This is a genomic window from Phyllobacterium sp. SYP-B3895 (assembly GCF_009647635.1).
GTDB classification, from domain to species: domain Bacteria; phylum Pseudomonadota; class Alphaproteobacteria; order Rhizobiales; family Rhizobiaceae; genus Phyllobacterium; species Phyllobacterium pellucidum.
The window spans coordinates 513,436-527,138 of sequence record NZ_WJIG01000003.1 but is presented as its reverse complement, the minus strand read 5'-3'; the positions used below and the strand labels follow the sequence as shown (position 1 = coordinate 527,138).

At 60.3% G+C, this 13,703-nt stretch carries 12 protein-coding genes and 1 pseudogene; 5 read left to right on the top strand and 8 right to left on the bottom strand.

Annotated features, from left to right (window positions below):
- Positions 1–50 precede the first annotated feature (50 nt).
- Both GF108_RS15075 and GF108_RS15070 read right to left on the bottom strand, forming a co-directional pair.
- The gene (locus GF108_RS15075) at positions 51–938 is read right to left on the bottom strand and encodes a dienelactone hydrolase family protein (RefSeq protein WP_153668695.1); all 888 of its coding nucleotides are present in this window, start codon (positions 936–938) and stop codon (positions 51–53) included.
- A gap of 44 nt (positions 939–982) precedes the next feature.
- On the bottom strand, positions 983–1,894 hold the full coding sequence (locus GF108_RS15070; protein ID WP_153668693.1) for a DMT family transporter: 912 nt from the start codon (positions 1,892–1,894) through the stop codon (positions 983–985).
- 145 nt (positions 1,895–2,039) lie between these two features.
- Here GF108_RS15070 and GF108_RS15065 point away from each other — a divergent pair, with 145 nt between their 5' ends.
- Positions 2,040–2,510 (top strand): Lrp/AsnC family transcriptional regulator, encoded by a 471-nt coding sequence (locus GF108_RS15065; protein WP_027231875.1) that lies wholly within the window; start codon positions 2,040–2,042, stop codon positions 2,508–2,510.
- 3 nt (positions 2,511–2,513) lie between these two features.
- On the opposite strand, the gene GF108_RS15060 is transcribed toward GF108_RS15065, so the two are convergent.
- Positions 2,514–4,853 (bottom strand): glucose/quinate/shikimate family membrane-bound PQQ-dependent dehydrogenase, encoded by a 2,340-nt coding sequence (locus GF108_RS15060; protein ID WP_153668691.1) that lies wholly within the window; start codon positions 4,851–4,853, stop codon positions 2,514–2,516.
- Between the two features lie 250 nt (positions 4,854–5,103).
- Here GF108_RS15060 and GF108_RS15055 point away from each other — a divergent pair, with 250 nt between their 5' ends.
- Positions 5,104–7,545, top strand: a complete 2,442-nt coding sequence (locus GF108_RS15055) for an ATP-dependent helicase (RefSeq protein WP_153668689.1) — start codon at positions 5,104–5,106, stop codon at positions 7,543–7,545.
- 9 nt (positions 7,546–7,554) lie between these two features.
- Here GF108_RS15055 and GF108_RS15050 read toward each other — a convergent pair whose 3' ends face one another.
- From GF108_RS15050 to GF108_RS15035, 4 genes and pseudogenes are all read right to left on the bottom strand, one after another.
- Positions 7,555–7,806 (bottom strand): SH3 domain-containing protein, encoded by a 252-nt coding sequence (locus tag GF108_RS15050; protein ID WP_153668687.1) that lies wholly within the window; start codon positions 7,804–7,806, stop codon positions 7,555–7,557.
- Between the two features lie 85 nt (positions 7,807–7,891).
- Positions 7,892–8,389: pseudogene (locus GF108_RS22740) on the bottom strand (N-acetylmuramoyl-L-alanine amidase); the annotation flags it as partial.
- Positions 8,390–8,493: 104 nt separating this feature from the next.
- Positions 8,494–8,979: a CreA family protein gene (locus GF108_RS15040; RefSeq protein WP_153668683.1), complete on the bottom strand. Its 486-nt coding sequence runs from the start codon at positions 8,977–8,979 to the stop codon at positions 8,494–8,496.
- Positions 8,980–9,048: 69 nt separating this feature from the next.
- Positions 9,049–9,696 carry a DapH/DapD/GlmU-related protein gene (locus GF108_RS15035; RefSeq protein WP_153668681.1) on the bottom strand — a complete coding sequence of 216 codons (648 nt, stop codon included), beginning with the start codon at positions 9,694–9,696 and terminating at the stop codon, positions 9,049–9,051.
- 274 nt (positions 9,697–9,970) lie between these two features.
- Here GF108_RS15035 and GF108_RS15030 point away from each other — a divergent pair, with 274 nt between their 5' ends.
- Together GF108_RS15030 and GF108_RS15025 are read left to right on the top strand one after the other, a co-directional pair.
- Positions 9,971–10,564 carry an SCO family protein gene (locus tag GF108_RS15030; protein WP_153668679.1) on the top strand — a complete coding sequence of 198 codons (594 nt, stop codon included), beginning with the start codon at positions 9,971–9,973 and terminating at the stop codon, positions 10,562–10,564.
- A 10-nt stretch (positions 10,565–10,574) separates the two neighbouring features.
- Entirely contained in the window at positions 10,575–11,459 is an 885-nt protein-coding gene (locus GF108_RS15025; protein ID WP_153668677.1) for a 50S ribosomal protein L11 methyltransferase, read from the top strand.
- A 4-nt stretch (positions 11,460–11,463) separates the two neighbouring features.
- Here the strand turns inward: GF108_RS15025 and GF108_RS15020 are convergent, their stop codons facing one another.
- Positions 11,464–11,604, bottom strand: a complete 141-nt coding sequence (locus tag GF108_RS15020; protein ID WP_153668675.1) for a hypothetical protein — start codon at positions 11,602–11,604, stop codon at positions 11,464–11,466.
- Between the two features lie 249 nt (positions 11,605–11,853).
- Between GF108_RS15020 and GF108_RS15015 the strand changes: the two genes are divergently transcribed.
- On the top strand, positions 11,854–13,698 hold the full coding sequence (locus GF108_RS15015; RefSeq protein ID WP_370462212.1) for an aminopeptidase P family protein: 1,845 nt from the start codon (positions 11,854–11,856) through the stop codon (positions 13,696–13,698).
- Positions 13,699–13,703: the final 5 nt, after the last annotated feature.

The window sequence follows — 13,703 nt, the reverse complement described above, 5'->3', positions numbered from 1 at the left end:
GTGCTCCGCGACGGTTCCCGCAAGCCGTTGGCCTCGTTCGCTGTTTCGCGCTAGCTCAGGTTCTTCTTGAAGAAGCCGATTGTCCGGCCCCAGGCAAGCTCGGCCGCCTTCTTGTCGTAACGCGCCTCCGAGGTATCATTGTTGAAAGCGTGATTGGCGCCATCATAGACAAAGATTTCGAAGGTCTTGCCATTCGCCTCGAGCGCCTTCTTGTAGGCGTCGATGCCCGCATTGATGCGCGTGTCGAGCCCGGCATAGTGCAGGAGGAGCGGCGCCTTGATCTTCGGCACGTCTTCAGCCTTGGGCTGGCGCCCGTAATAGGCGACACCTGCGCCAAGATCAGGCGCATTGACGGCAAGGTCATTGACAAGCCCGCCGCCCCAACAGAAGCCGACGACCCCGACCTTGCCGTTGGTGGCCTTGTCATTCTTCAGATAGTCGATGGTCGCGACACCTTCGGCAATCGCCGTGCTGGCATCGAGCGCGCCGATCATGTCGCGGGCCTTGTCCTCATCCGGCGGCGTTCCCCCCGAAACGGACAAAAGGTCAGGCGCGAGCGCAACAAAGCCTTCTAGCGCCACACGCCGCGCGACATCGCGGATATGATCGTTCAAGCCACGATTTTCATGAATGACGACAACGCCGGGAAGCTTGCCGGACGCATCGGCAGGGCTCGCCCTATAGCCCTTGATCTCGCCTTTGGATCCGGGAAACACAACATCCTTCGTGAGCAGGCGCTTGTCGTCGGCAGCGACGATGGCCGCTCTCGCGGAATTTGCCGCAAGCAGCGGGGCGATCATGGCGGCCGCAGCACCGGAGCCCGCGAGCTTGGTCAATTTGTCCATGAAAGAGCGCCGGTCAAGCGTCAGGTGCGTATACTCGTCATAGGCATCGACCATGGCCTGCGTGATTTTTGGAGTAGCGTTAGGATCGTTCATGACAGCCTCACCCTTGTTGGGGGGCGAGGCGCCGACCTTTCACATCAGCGCTTGCAGCGGTGTGAAAGGATGCCGGTTGAGAGGGCAACGCCAAGCCCGGTTATCAATGCTGCCGCAATCTCCCAGACGCCGACCGGTTCGTCAAGGAAGATGGCGCCGCCAAGCGCGGCAAGAACCGGCGTAAGGGCGCTGAAGGCCGCTGCCTGGCTGCCGCCGAGCACACGCACAGCGATCCCATAGGCGAGCATGGCGGCGAGGCCCGACAGGATGCCCTGGCTGAGAAACTGCAACCCGATCTCCGCCAGGGGAACGCTGGTGATGGCCGTACCGAAGACAAGCGCGAGGCCAATGTGGATGATGAAAGACCAGACCGCAATCAACGCGCCGCCTTCAAGCGCCGTGAGGCCGGAGCGCTTGAACGCATGCGTATAGCCTGCCCACAGCAGAGCTCCCAGCGGCAGAAAGGTAAAGCTGATCCACCCGATCGCGTGGCTGCCGAGCGCGATGGTAAGAAGTATCGCAAGACCGGCCACGATTGCGGCAAGGCCGAGCCAGCGGGTGAAATCCGGCCGCTCGCCGAAGACGACCACGCCGATCAGTGCGGCTGCAAGCGGCATCGATCCGCCGAGCAATACGCCCACCGCGGAAGCGGGCGTGGAATGGATGGCAAAGGTGGTGATCTGGAAGAAGAGTGCCCCTGCCCCGCAGACCATGATGGCGACAAGCATGACAGGCACGCCGCGCGGAATGAGCCCGGCCCTCAACCAGACTGGCGCAAGGACGAGCGCCGGAACACCATAGCGGATCAAGCCGAGATCGATGGTGCCAAGGTGTGTTGCGCTGCTGTGCCGGGTGGCGATGATCCACGTCGCCCAGATAAGGATGGTAATCAATGCGCCGGCGTAACCGGCTCCCAGTGAATTGGACTTCTTCATTTCGGGGGCAAGAGCAACCATCGGAATGTCCTTTCGTTTCGTCCGAAACAGCGTTCGGTTGAGAGAACATACTGCAAACCGTCGAAGCATGTCCTTGCCAGTTGATGCCGCTCCACCTATGCTTTCAGCAACTTTCGGGAAGTTTGAACCCTATAAAAGGTCGTTTATGCCAAACATGGATAATTTCGATATCGGCATTCTTGAGGCGTTGCAGGAGGATGCGCGTGCAACCAATGTCGAGATCGCCGAGAAGGTGAACCTCTCCCCGTCCCCCTGCCTGCGCCGTATCCGCAACCTCGAGAAATCTGGCGTGATCCGCGGCTACCGCGCCGACATCGACCGCAAGGCCGTAGGCCTCGGCTTGACCGTTTTCGTGGAAATAAAGGTCGGGCACCACAGCCGCGAAAACTCGGAAGCGCAGCAGGCCGCGCTCCTGGCGATGCCCGAGGTCACGGCCGCTTTCCTCATTTCAGGCACGGCAGATTTTCTGGCCGAAGTGGTGGTCGAAGACCTCAGCGCCTATGAACGCTTCCTCACCGACAAGTTGCTCCTCTTGCCGGGCGTCGCCGATATACGCTCCAACTTCGCCATCCGGACGGTGAAGACCGGCGCACCGCTGAAATTGCCGCAGCGATGATGCTCACTTCGGCAATGTATAGGCCATGACGTAATCGCCGGGCTTGGTCCCGACCGAACCGTGACCGCCGGCGACGATGACGACATATTGCTTGCCGTCGGCGAGCGCATAGGTCATCGGCGTCGACTGGCCGCCGGCTGGCAACCGCGTCTGCCACAATTGCTTGCCGCTCGTTAGATCGTAGGCCCTGAGGTAATCATCGACAGCCGCGCCGAGGAAGGCGACGCCGCCTGCCGTGATCATCGGCCCGCCGATGCCCGGCACGCCGACCTTGAATGGCAAGGGCAGCGGCGAAGAATCGCGGACAGTGCCGTTGCGGCGCTTATAGGTGATTTTGCCGGTGCGCAGATCCGCGCCAGCGACATAGCCCCACGGCGGCGCCTGGCAAGGCAAGCCAAGCGGCGAGACGAACGGCCCCATATAGACCGCATAGGGGGCGCCTTCATTGCGGTTGAGGCCCTGCTCGCTGCCTTTCGTGCCCGCGCCGGGCGGCGGCACTTCGGCACGCGGCACCAGCCGCGAGGTGAAGGCGAGATAGGTCGGCATGCCGAACATCACCTGGCGCGCCGGATCAACCGCGACGCTGCCCCAGTTGAACACACCGAAATTGCCGGGATAGATCAGCGAGCCTTGCAGCGAGGGCGGCGTATAGCGCCCGTCATAGCGCAGGCGAAGAAACTCGACGCGGCAGGCGAGCTGGTCGAACATCGACACGCCCCACATATCCTTGCCTGTCAGGCGCTGCGGCATGAAGGTAAGGTCCGAAACCGGCTGCGTCGGTGACGTGAAATCGCCTTCGATGGCGCCCGTTGGCGCTGGCACCTCGTTGACCGGTATGATCGGTTCGCCCGTGCGCCGGTTAAGAACATAGATGTCGCCCTGCTTTGTGGGGCCGACCAGGGCCGGCACGGACCCTGTGGCCGTATTGATGTCGACAAGCACCGGCTGGGCCGGAATGTCCATGTCCCAGAGGTCGTGATGCACGGTCTGCCGCATCCAGCGCAACTGCCCGGAGTTCAGATCGAGGGCAACGATGGATGAGGAGAATTTCTCGACATTCTCGCTGCGCCCCGCTCCCAGCTGATCGGGCGTCTGGTTGCCGAGCGGCACGAACAGGAGGCCAAGCTTCTCATCGACACTGGATACCGACCAGCTGTTCGGTGAGTTATGCGTATAAGTCTGTCCTTCGGGCAACGGCGTCGTTACATCCGGATTGCCGGAATCCCAGTTCCAGATCAGGGCGCCGGTATTTATGTCGAAGGCGCGGATGACACCGGATTGTTCGTGGACCGAGTAATTGTCATTGACGGCGCCGCCGACAATGATCTTGCCGGCCGCGATGACCGGCGGCGATGTCGAATAGTAATAGCCGGCGGGATTGTAAGGCATGCCCTTTTCAAGATGGACTGTGCCCTTGTCGCCGAAGGATGGGCAGATTTGGCCATTGGCGGCATCGAGGGCAATGAGACGGGCGTCAGATGTCGGCAGATACAAGCGCTCGGCGCAGGGTTGCCCCGCCGTCACATTCGGATCGGCATAATAGGAGACGCCGCGACAGGTCTGATGCTGGCGATCCGGGTTGAGACCGACATTCGGATCGAACTTCCATTTCTCCTTGCCCGTCGCCGCATCGATAGCGATCGCCCAATTGTGCGGCGTGCACAGATAGAGCGTATCGTGGACCTTGAGCGGCGTGACCTGATAGGTGGTTTCGCCAACGTCCTGCGGCAGCTTTACATCGCCGGTCTGATATTGCCAGGCGAGCTGCAGGTTGCCGACATTCTCGGTCGTAATTTGCTTCAACGGCGAATAGCGCTGGCCGTAGGGCGTGCGGCCATATTGGTGCCATTCATTGTCCGGTACCTTACCGCCAAGGTCAGGCGTGGCAACGATGACTTCCTTGCTGAGTTCGCCCACGATCGCAAGCGGATCGCCTGTCATCGCGTAGCCGGCAACGCCGAGCCCGACGATTGCCGCGATGGCCAATGGCAGGGCGGGCAGAAAATCAGAGGGCGACCTTCCCTCTTCCTCGTTGAGCTCACGCCGGATCCATGGGGTCAGCAACCAGAGCGCGAAAAGCATGATCACGCCTCCGCGCGGCGCAAGCTGCCACCAGTCGAACCCGATCTCCCAGATTGCCCAGGCCAACGTGCCTATGACCAGGACGGCATAGATGATCAGGGCGGAACTGCGCTTGCGAAAGAGCTGGATCGATGTAGCAAGAAAGAGGATTCCAGCGATGAGATAGTACCAGCTTCCGCCGAGAATTATGAGCCAGACCCCGCCGACGCCAAGTACTGCTGCAAATATGAAGAAGATGAGCGCCGTCAGAGTGATTGCCATGGTGGGGGTCCTTTCCAGGCTCAATCAGGTTCGGTTCGGTGGCCTTGGCATGCGGCTGCGAATGCGCCGGCGACTGCCAGAGTCGGCTCTGGTCAAAAGGGGTAAGCCTTTAAATTGCTTGAAGCAATATCGACTAAGGAACAATTCAACCGGAGATATACACCGCTCAACCCGTCTTAGCGCGCGCCCGTTCTCTTTTTGTATCGCTTTTATCTGGTTTTTCGATCCCGAATCATTACATTGGGTTCAAATGGCCGGATTGCCTGACGATATTCCATTCTTCGATGAACCTGAGGCGCCGCGGCGTCCATCGGGCATAGCTGCGCGCGCCATGCAGGCGCGGGGCGCACCGCCTTACCTCAACGGCCTCAATCCCGAGCAACGCCTTGCCGTGGAGACGACGGAGGGACCGGTCCTCGTCCTCGCCGGTGCCGGCACGGGCAAGACCCGCGTTCTGACGTCCCGCATCGCGCATATCCTCTCGCTTGGCAAAGCCTATCCGAGCCAGATACTCGCCGTGACCTTCACCAACAAGGCCGCGCGCGAGATGAAGGAACGCATCGGCGTCCTTGTTGGCGGCGCCGTCGAAGGCATGCCCTGGCTTGGCACGTTTCACTCGATCGGCGTCAAGCTCCTGCGCCGGCACGCCGAACTCGTCGGGCTCAAATCCGATTTCACCATTCTCGATACGGACGACGTGATCCGCCTCATCAAGCAGATCATCCAGGCCGAGGGAATCGACGACAAGCGCTGGCCCGCCAAGCAATTCGCGCTGATGATCGACAGCTGGAAAAACAAGGGCCTCGGTCCGGCTGAAATACCGGAAGGCGATGCGCGGTCATTTGCCAACGGCAAGGGGCGCGAACTCTATACGGCCTATCAAAACCGCCTGAAGACGCTCAATGCCTGCGATTTCGGCGATCTTTTATGTCATCCGATCCGCATGTTCCGCGCCAATCCGGATGTTCTGAAGGAATATCACGCAAAGTTCCGCTACATTCTGGTCGACGAGTATCAGGACACGAACACCGCCCAATATATGTGGCTGCGGCTGATTTCGCAGGGGTCGAAGAATGTCTGTTGCGTCGGCGACGACGACCAGTCCATCTATGGCTGGCGCGGCGCGGAGGTGGACAATATCCTGCGCTTCGAGAAGGATTTCCCCGGCGCCAAGGTCATTCGCCTCGAGCGCAACTATCGCTCGACCGCACACATTCTCGGTGCTGCCTCCTACCTCATCTCGCACAATGAAGGCCGGCTCGGCAAAACGCTCTTCACCGATGCGGCAAACCCAGACGATGCCAAGGTGAGTGTCCACGCCGCCTGGGATTCCGAAGAGGAAGCCCGCGCTGTCGGCGAAGAAATCGAGCAGGCGCAGCGTCGCGGCCACAATCTCAACGACATGGCGATCCTCGTGCGCGCCTCTCACCAGATGCGCGAATTCGAAGACCGCTTCGTCACGCTCGGACTGAACTACCGGGTCGTAGGCGGACCGCGTTTTTACGAACGCCTCGAGATACGCGATGCCCTCGCCTATCTGCGTGTCGTGGCGCAGACTTCCGACGATCTTGCCTTGGAGCGCATCGTCAACACGCCGAAGCGCGGGCTTGGCGAGGCAGCGATCCGCCAATTGCATGATTATGCCCGCGCCCGCGACATCAGCATGTTCGATGCCGCCGTCGACCTTGTCGAAACCGAAGAGCTGAAGCCGAAGCCGCGTTCAGCGTTGCGCGAAGTCATCGAGAACTTCAAGCGCTGGCAGGCGCTCATCGACAATACCCCGCACACGGAACTCGCCGAGCAAATCCTCGACGAATCCGGTTATACCGCGATGTGGCAGGCGGATCGGTCGGCCGAAGCGCCAGGCCGACTTGAAAACCTCAAGGAACTGATTCGCTCGATGGAGGAATACGAGTCGCTGCGCTCATTCCTCGAACATGTCGCGCTGGTCATGGATGCCGAGCGGAACGAGAACCTTGACTCCGTCAATATCATGACGCTGCATTCGGCAAAGGGACTGGAGTTCGAGACTGTATTTCTCCCCGGTTGGGAGGAAGGTCTCTTTCCGAACCAGCGGGCGCTTGACGAAGGCGGAAGGTCCGGCCTCGAAGAGGAGCGCCGCCTCGCCTATGTCGGGCTGACCCGCGCCAAGAAGAACCTTCACATCTGGTTTGTCTCCAACCGGCGCATCCATGGTCTGTGGCAATCAACGATCCCCTCGCGCTTCCTCGAAGAACTGCCGGAAGCGCATGTGGACGTTGTGGCGGGTGGCGATTCCTATGGAGGCTATGGCGGACGCGGAGGTTATGGCCAGTCGCGTTTCGACCGCGCCGACCCGTTCGAAAACAGCTATTCGACCCCCGGCTGGCAGCGCGCGCAGCAGCATCGCTCTGATGCCACGCGCAACAATTGGGGCTCACGCTCAGGCGCGAAGGTGGAGCGGATCGGCTATGGCGAGACGGATTCGGGCTTCGGCGCCGGACGCGGCTCGGTCAAGGGCCGCACCATAGATGGCGAACTCGTGGCAAAATCCGTCAGCGAAACGCCCTCCAACTTCGACGTTGGCGACCGCGTCTTCCATATCAAATTCGGCAACGGCAACGTCTCCTCGATCGAAGGCAACAAGCTGACGATCGATTTCGACAAGGCCGGCCAGAAGCGCGTGCTCGACAGTTTCGTCCAGGCGATTTGATTGGCTGGATTAAACCAGCCAATCGCCATGAACCCAGCCTGAAAAGTCTGGCTTTCCTGAAGCCTCGAGCACTGAAACGTAGCGCCATTTGCCGTTGGCTTCGTGCACCAAGACCTTCGTACCATCGGGCAGCATATTATGAACCAGGGGGAACGACGCCCCGGCGCCGGAGCGGATGTTGAGCCCGCTCGGGCAATGCACGATCATGACCGCATCGCCATCTTCGGCCTCGCCTTTCACCTTGGCCTTGAACGTCGCCATGTCCCAGGCCGGGCCGGGATCGGACTTGCGGCCGGGCGCGATATCGTCGTGGCCGAGAATATCCTCGATGGCATATTCGGCGCAGAGTCGCCTGGACCGCCGCGATCACGGTCTCGAGCTGCGGCGTCGTGAAAACCTCCCACCCGCAATCGGGCGCGCCGAACTTGTGCCTTGCTTCGATAACCTTTTGACTTTCGATAGGCGCACCCGTCCATGACACCCAGCCGGCGCCGCTCTTCTTCAAAGGTCCCCAGTTCTCGATCTCGATGCCGATCGCAGAATTGTTGAGGCCGGAATATTGCCGACCGCCCTTGCCGGTCCACCGGCTTTGACCCGCGTGCCATGCGACCTTGTCGAAGGGTACGCACTGACAGATCGAGCCATCGCGCGGTACGACGAGGTGAGCCGCGACGTTGGCGGACTTTTGCGAAAAATATCGGGCGATATCGGCGTCCGGCCCGCTTGCAGTATAGTGAATAACGATGAATTTCGGGGCCAACGCACCGCCGACGTTGGAAGAAGCAACGAACGGAATCTGGGAACCGATCGTAGCAAGCCTATGATTTTTAATCGTGAATTTCATGACCAGTTTCCTTGATGAAGAACTGACCTAATCTATACACTATAAGAATAAATTCCTATTAGACGAACGAGCTACGATAATCCGCCATCGCAGGCCACAAACCTCTATTCGGGCTTCCCCTTGCTCCAGGTCACATTGCCGGCAAAGAGCGGGATGGTCGAGATCGAGGTCTTGGCCGAGCCGTCCTGAACCTGCGTCGCATGCGCGAGATAGATCAGAGAATTGTTGGGTTTGTCGTAGATGCGGGTGATGACGAGCTTCTTCCAGATAAGGCTGGTGCGCTCGGAGAATACGCGTTCTCCGCCTTCGCCAAGTTCGATATCGCCGATGGTCACGGGGCCTGTCTGCTGGCACGAAATCGAGGCATTGGACGGGTCTTCGAACCAGTTGCCCTTTTGCAGCCGATCGATCACGCCGCGGGAGAAAGAAGCAAGGTGACAGGTCACGCCCTCCACTTTCGGATCGTGGACCGCATCGATGACGATATCATTGCCGAACCAGTCGACGCCCACCTTGCCGACCTCCTCGGCTGTTGCCGGCTGGAATGCCGCGGCGCCGAAAAGCATGAGTGCAATCAATGTCTTCTTCATTCAAATCTCCGGAGGTTTAAAAACGTTCGCCAGAGACAGTTGGCGATTTAAGGCGGCGATTGCAAGCCGTCATGAGCCGGGGCGATGTCCTTCCCACTTTGCCAGGAAGTCTTCGATGGAGAGCGATTGGATGTCGGGAATTGCTTCGAAGATGTTGTCGAGCGGCCAGTCCCACCACGCAAGTTCGATGAGGCGTGTCGCGATCGCCTGTGGGAAACGCGGCCGTATCATCCTTGCCGGGCTGCCGGCTACGATCATATAGGGCTCGACATTGCGCGTGACCACGGCATTGGCGCCGATGACGGCGCCGTGCCCGATCTCGACAGCGGGCATGATCACCGCGCCGTGGCCAATCCAGACATCGTGGCCGATACGGACCCGCTTCGCCTGTCTGCGGGCGCGAAACGCGTTGTCGATGCCCTGAAAGCGGAAATATTCATTCGGGCGATAGCTGACCTTGTGCATCGTCAGCCGCTCCATGGGATGTTCGAGCGCGTTGATGCGAACATTGGCGGCGATCGAACAGAAGCGCCCGATGTCGGCGTAGATACCCTCGCTGTGCCGTTCCAGATAGGAGAAATCGCCGACCGTCACGTCGCGCAGGATCACTCTTTCACCGACTTCCGCATATTTGCCGAGCTTGACGCCCTTGAGCTGCGCGGTCGGATGGATACGCGGCTGCTCGTTCATGAAACGGGGATCGTTGGTCTCAGCCATGGCATTTTCTCGAAACTGGTTGACGGGCATCGGGCCCACGGCATTTCTTTTGCATAAACCGCGGGCAAATCCTATATTTGCGTTATGAAAACATCGCCGTCGGTCAGCACGCCCAGATTGATGCTCTACGCAGCGCTCGCGCTCGGCGCATCAGTCGCAACGGGACTGACATTTGCCGCATGGTTCAACAATAGCGATTCGATCTTTCTTTCTCTCATTAATGCGGGTCTTGCCTGGTGCATGTAGCCGCCACGCCGTCCCGGAGCCTTCATCCATGAATAGACGCCTGCTGCCCCTGCTCATTGCGGCGACCTTGCTTGTTGTGGCCGCGGCCGGATGGGTCACTTTTGAGGCGTCGCGCAAGAGCGCAGGCGGGGCGCAAGGCCCGTTCGGTTCAGCGTTTCAACTGACGACGATGAATGGCGAGCCGATCACCGAAGCAGCTTTCCGGCAAAAGCCCTCGGCGATCTTCTTCGGCTTCACCCATTGCCCGGAAATCTGCCCGACGACCTTGTTCGAACTTGACGGCTGGCTGAAAAAGCTCGGACCCGAGGCGGACGGCGTCAACGCCTATTTCGTCACTGTCGATCCGGAGCGGGATGACGCGGCAACGCTGAAAGCCTATGTCGGCAATGTTTCCGATCGCATCGTCGGCGTCACCGGCGAGCCCGACAAGCTTGCCGCCATGCTCAAGGGCTACAGCGTCTACGCCCGCAAGGTTCCCGTAGAGGGTGGTGATGGCTACACGATGGACCACACTGCGTCGATCTATCTGCTCGACAGCAAGGGCGGCTTCTTCGGCACCATTGCCTATGGCGAAAATCCTGATACGGCTGTCGAGAAATTGCAACGCCTCGCCAAGAGCTGAAAGTTCCCTGATGACCACGCAGACTCGTCTTTTCCTCACCGCCGGCAAGATCGAGGCCGGCCGCGTCTTCGCCATGCTGGAGCGCGCATTCGAAGAGGACGGCCTGCCCATATCTTCCTCGGAAATCGATGAGGATCGCGAAATCTTCGAAGTCTCGGTCTATACGTTCGAGCCCGACGAGATCGAGGCGCGCATGCGCGACGCACTCGGCAGCGACATGTTCGGCCTTGAGCTCCAGCGCGAACAGGTGCCGGATATCGATTGGGTGGCCCATTCGCTGGAAGGACTGAAACCTGTGCGCGCCGGGCGCTTCTTCGTCCACGGCTCGCATGATCGCGACAAGCGGCGGATCAACGATCTCGCCATTGAGATCGACGCCGGCCAGGCCTTCGGTACCGGCCACCACGGCACCACGTCCGGCTGTCTCGACATGATCGGCGAAGTGATCCGCAGGGACCACCCGCAAAACGCGCTTGATCTCGGCACCGGCAGTGCCGTCCTTGCCATCGGCATCGCCAAGCTCGCACCGATCCCGGTGCTTGCGACCGATATCGATCCTGTTGCGGTAGCGGTCGCCCGCGAAAATGTCGTCAAGAACGGTGTCGCCGCTCGCGTCAAAACCGAAACGGCGACCGGATTTCACCATCCGGCAATGCGTCTTGCGGCGCCATTCGATCTGATCGTTGCCAATATCCTGGCCCGGCCGCTGATGCAGTTAGCGCCCGAAATGCGCAAGCACCTTGCCTATGGCGGCTCGCTGATCCTTTCCGGAATACTGGAGTCACAGCGCGAAAAGGTTTTGGCCGCCTATCGTATCCAGGGGCTATTCCACCACAAGACGCTGCACCGCGAAGGCTGGGTGACGCTGCACCTCAAGTCCCGGGCAACCTACTGAAGCGTCAAACGGAATAGATCCTGTGCCGGTATCTTTCGCGCGGCGCGTCGATGGCGCGCACGGCATAGCGGCCCATTTGGGCCGTGCGACAGGAAACCAGGTTTTCAAGGGCTGTCTTGAAAAATCCGCGGATCTTCTGGGCCATGTCTCATCTCCGTGATTATGGTGGCAGACCGATCCTCCCGCTTCGAATCTAACTGATTTTGCCCGCCTCCCGCCAGCGCGGTTCACGCATGGCAGTGATGCACCTCGCACATGCGCCCCGCAATAATTCTGCAATCTTCCTGTGCGGCTGCTGATTCCCGCGGCAAAATTCGCTCCGCGCATCGCCTCTTCCATTGCGTGCGCGCGGCCGTGGCGATAGGTTCGGCCTCCAACAAAAGAGGTCAGATTAATCATGTTCCAGTCGTTTGAGGTCGTCAGCAATCCAGCTACCGGCGGCCCCCGCGTTGCAAAACTGCGCGCCGAACTCGAATCCCTTGGTCTTGACGGATTTCTGGTACCGCGCGCCGACGAGCATCAGGGCGAATACGTGCCCGCCCGCGCACGCCGGCTCGCATGGCTGACCGGCTTCACCGGGTCGGCCGGCGTCGCCTTGGTCATGACGGACAAGGCCTATCTATTTGTCGATGGCCGCTACACATTGCAGGCGGCGGAACAGACTGATCCGAACGTTTTCACCGTAGAAAGCTTGGTCGATACCCCGCCGCCGGTATGGCTGCGCAACGCCGAACGGAAATTCACGATCGGCTTCGATCCCTGGCTTCACACGATAAGCGAAACCAAGGCGCTGCGCGAGGCGCTTGAGAAAAATGGCGGCACGCTCGTTGCGGTGAAGGATAATCTCGTTGATTTGATCTGGGACGACCAGCCATCGGCGCCGCTCGAACAGGTCACGATCCAGCCCGAAAAATATGCGGGCAAGCTTGCCAGCGAGAAACTGCATGAGATGGCCGGGACGGTTGCCAAGGCCAAGGCCGACGCGACCATACTCACCGATCCGTCATCGATCGCCTGGGCTTTCAACATTCGCGGCAACGACGTCAGCAATACGCCGCTCCCCCTCGCCTTTGCCCTCATCCCGGCGAGCGGTGAGCCGCTTCTCTTCATCGACAAGCGCAAGCTGCCGATCGAGACCGAAGCATACCTAACCCAGCTTTCGACGCTGCGCGCGCCGTCGACCCTCGAAGGCGACGTTGCTGCCTTTGCCGCTGGCGGCAAGACGGTGGTGCTCGACCCGGCGCTTGCAGCAGAAAAACTGCGCCTGATCATCGAGCAGGCAGGCGGCAAGGTGGCCGATGGTCTTGATCCCGCACGCCTGCCACGCGCGGTGAAGAATGCTGTGGAACTTCAGGGCGCCCGCAAGTCGCATGAGCGCGACGGCGTGGCCATGGTGTCATTCCTGTCGTGGATCGACACGCAGGCACCCGGCACGATCGACGAGATCAAGGCGGCGACCAGGCTTGAAGAAACGCGGCGCAAGGTGGCCGAAGGTTTCCAGATGCCGCTCGAAAACCTGTCCTTCGACAGCATTTCCGGCGCTGGTCCGAACGGCGCTTTCGCCCACTACCGCGTCAGCACCCAGTCGAACCGCGTGCTCCAGGACGGCGAACTTTATCTGATCGATAGCGGCGGCCAATACCGCGACGGCACCACCGATATCACCCGCACCTTGCCGGTCGGCACGCCGACCGAGGACATGAAACGCAAGTTCACCCTTGTGCTCAAGGGCATGATCGCCATTTCCACGGCGCGCTTTCCGAAGGGGACACGCGGCATGGATATCGACGTTCTCGCCCGTATTGCCTTGTGGAAGCAGGGTTACGACTATGGCCATGGCACCGGCCACGGCGTCGGCTCGTTCCTGTCCGTTCACGAGGGGCCGCAAAGCATCTCGAAGCGCGGCGTCCATGAGCTGCTTCCGGGCATGATCCTTTCGAACGAGCCCGGCTATTACAAGCCCGGCGGCTACGGTATCCGTACCGAGAACCTGCTGATCGTCACCGAGCCTTCGGTGCCGGAGGGCGGCGACTTGCCGATGATGGGTTTCGAGACGATCACCCTGTGCCCGATCGACAAGCGCCTCATCGACACCGATCTTCTCGTGCGCGATGAACTCGTCTGGCTTGACGATTATCACGCCCGCGTGCGCGAAACCCTGCTGCCGCATGCAAGCGGCGAGGAACGCGAGTGGCTGATCGCGGCGACGGAGCCCTTCGGTCACGAATCGAAGGGCTGAGATCG

What these genes read in the sequence shown, in the direction of transcription:
- GF108_RS15075 (WP_153668695.1), bottom strand. Translation starts at nt 938, where the DNA reads ATGAACGATCCTAACGCTACTCCAAAAATCACGCAGGCCATGGTCGAT.
- GF108_RS15070 (WP_153668693.1), bottom strand. Translation starts at nt 1,894, where the DNA reads ATGGTTGCTCTTGCCCCCGAAATGAAGAAGTCCAATTCACTGGGAGCC.
- GF108_RS15065 (WP_027231875.1), top strand. Translation starts at nt 2,040, where the DNA reads ATGCCAAACATGGATAATTTCGATATCGGCATTCTTGAGGCGTTGCAG.
- GF108_RS15060 (WP_153668691.1), bottom strand. Translation starts at nt 4,853, where the DNA reads ATGGCAATCACTCTGACGGCGCTCATCTTCTTCATATTTGCAGCAGTA.
- GF108_RS15055 (WP_153668689.1), top strand. Translation starts at nt 5,104, where the DNA reads ATGGCCGGATTGCCTGACGATATTCCATTCTTCGATGAACCTGAGGCG.
- GF108_RS15050 (WP_153668687.1), bottom strand. Translation starts at nt 7,806, where the DNA reads ATGGCGACGTTCAAGGCCAAGGTGAAAGGCGAGGCCGAAGATGGCGAT.
- GF108_RS15040 (WP_153668683.1), bottom strand. Translation starts at nt 8,979, where the DNA reads ATGAAGAAGACATTGATTGCACTCATGCTTTTCGGCGCCGCGGCATTC.
- GF108_RS15035 (WP_153668681.1), bottom strand. Translation starts at nt 9,696, where the DNA reads ATGGCTGAGACCAACGATCCCCGTTTCATGAACGAGCAGCCGCGTATC.
- GF108_RS15030 (WP_153668679.1), top strand. Translation starts at nt 9,971, where the DNA reads ATGAATAGACGCCTGCTGCCCCTGCTCATTGCGGCGACCTTGCTTGTT.
- GF108_RS15025 (WP_153668677.1), top strand. Translation starts at nt 10,575, where the DNA reads ATGACCACGCAGACTCGTCTTTTCCTCACCGCCGGCAAGATCGAGGCC.
- GF108_RS15020 (WP_153668675.1), bottom strand. Translation starts at nt 11,604, where the DNA reads ATGGCCCAGAAGATCCGCGGATTTTTCAAGACAGCCCTTGAAAACCTG.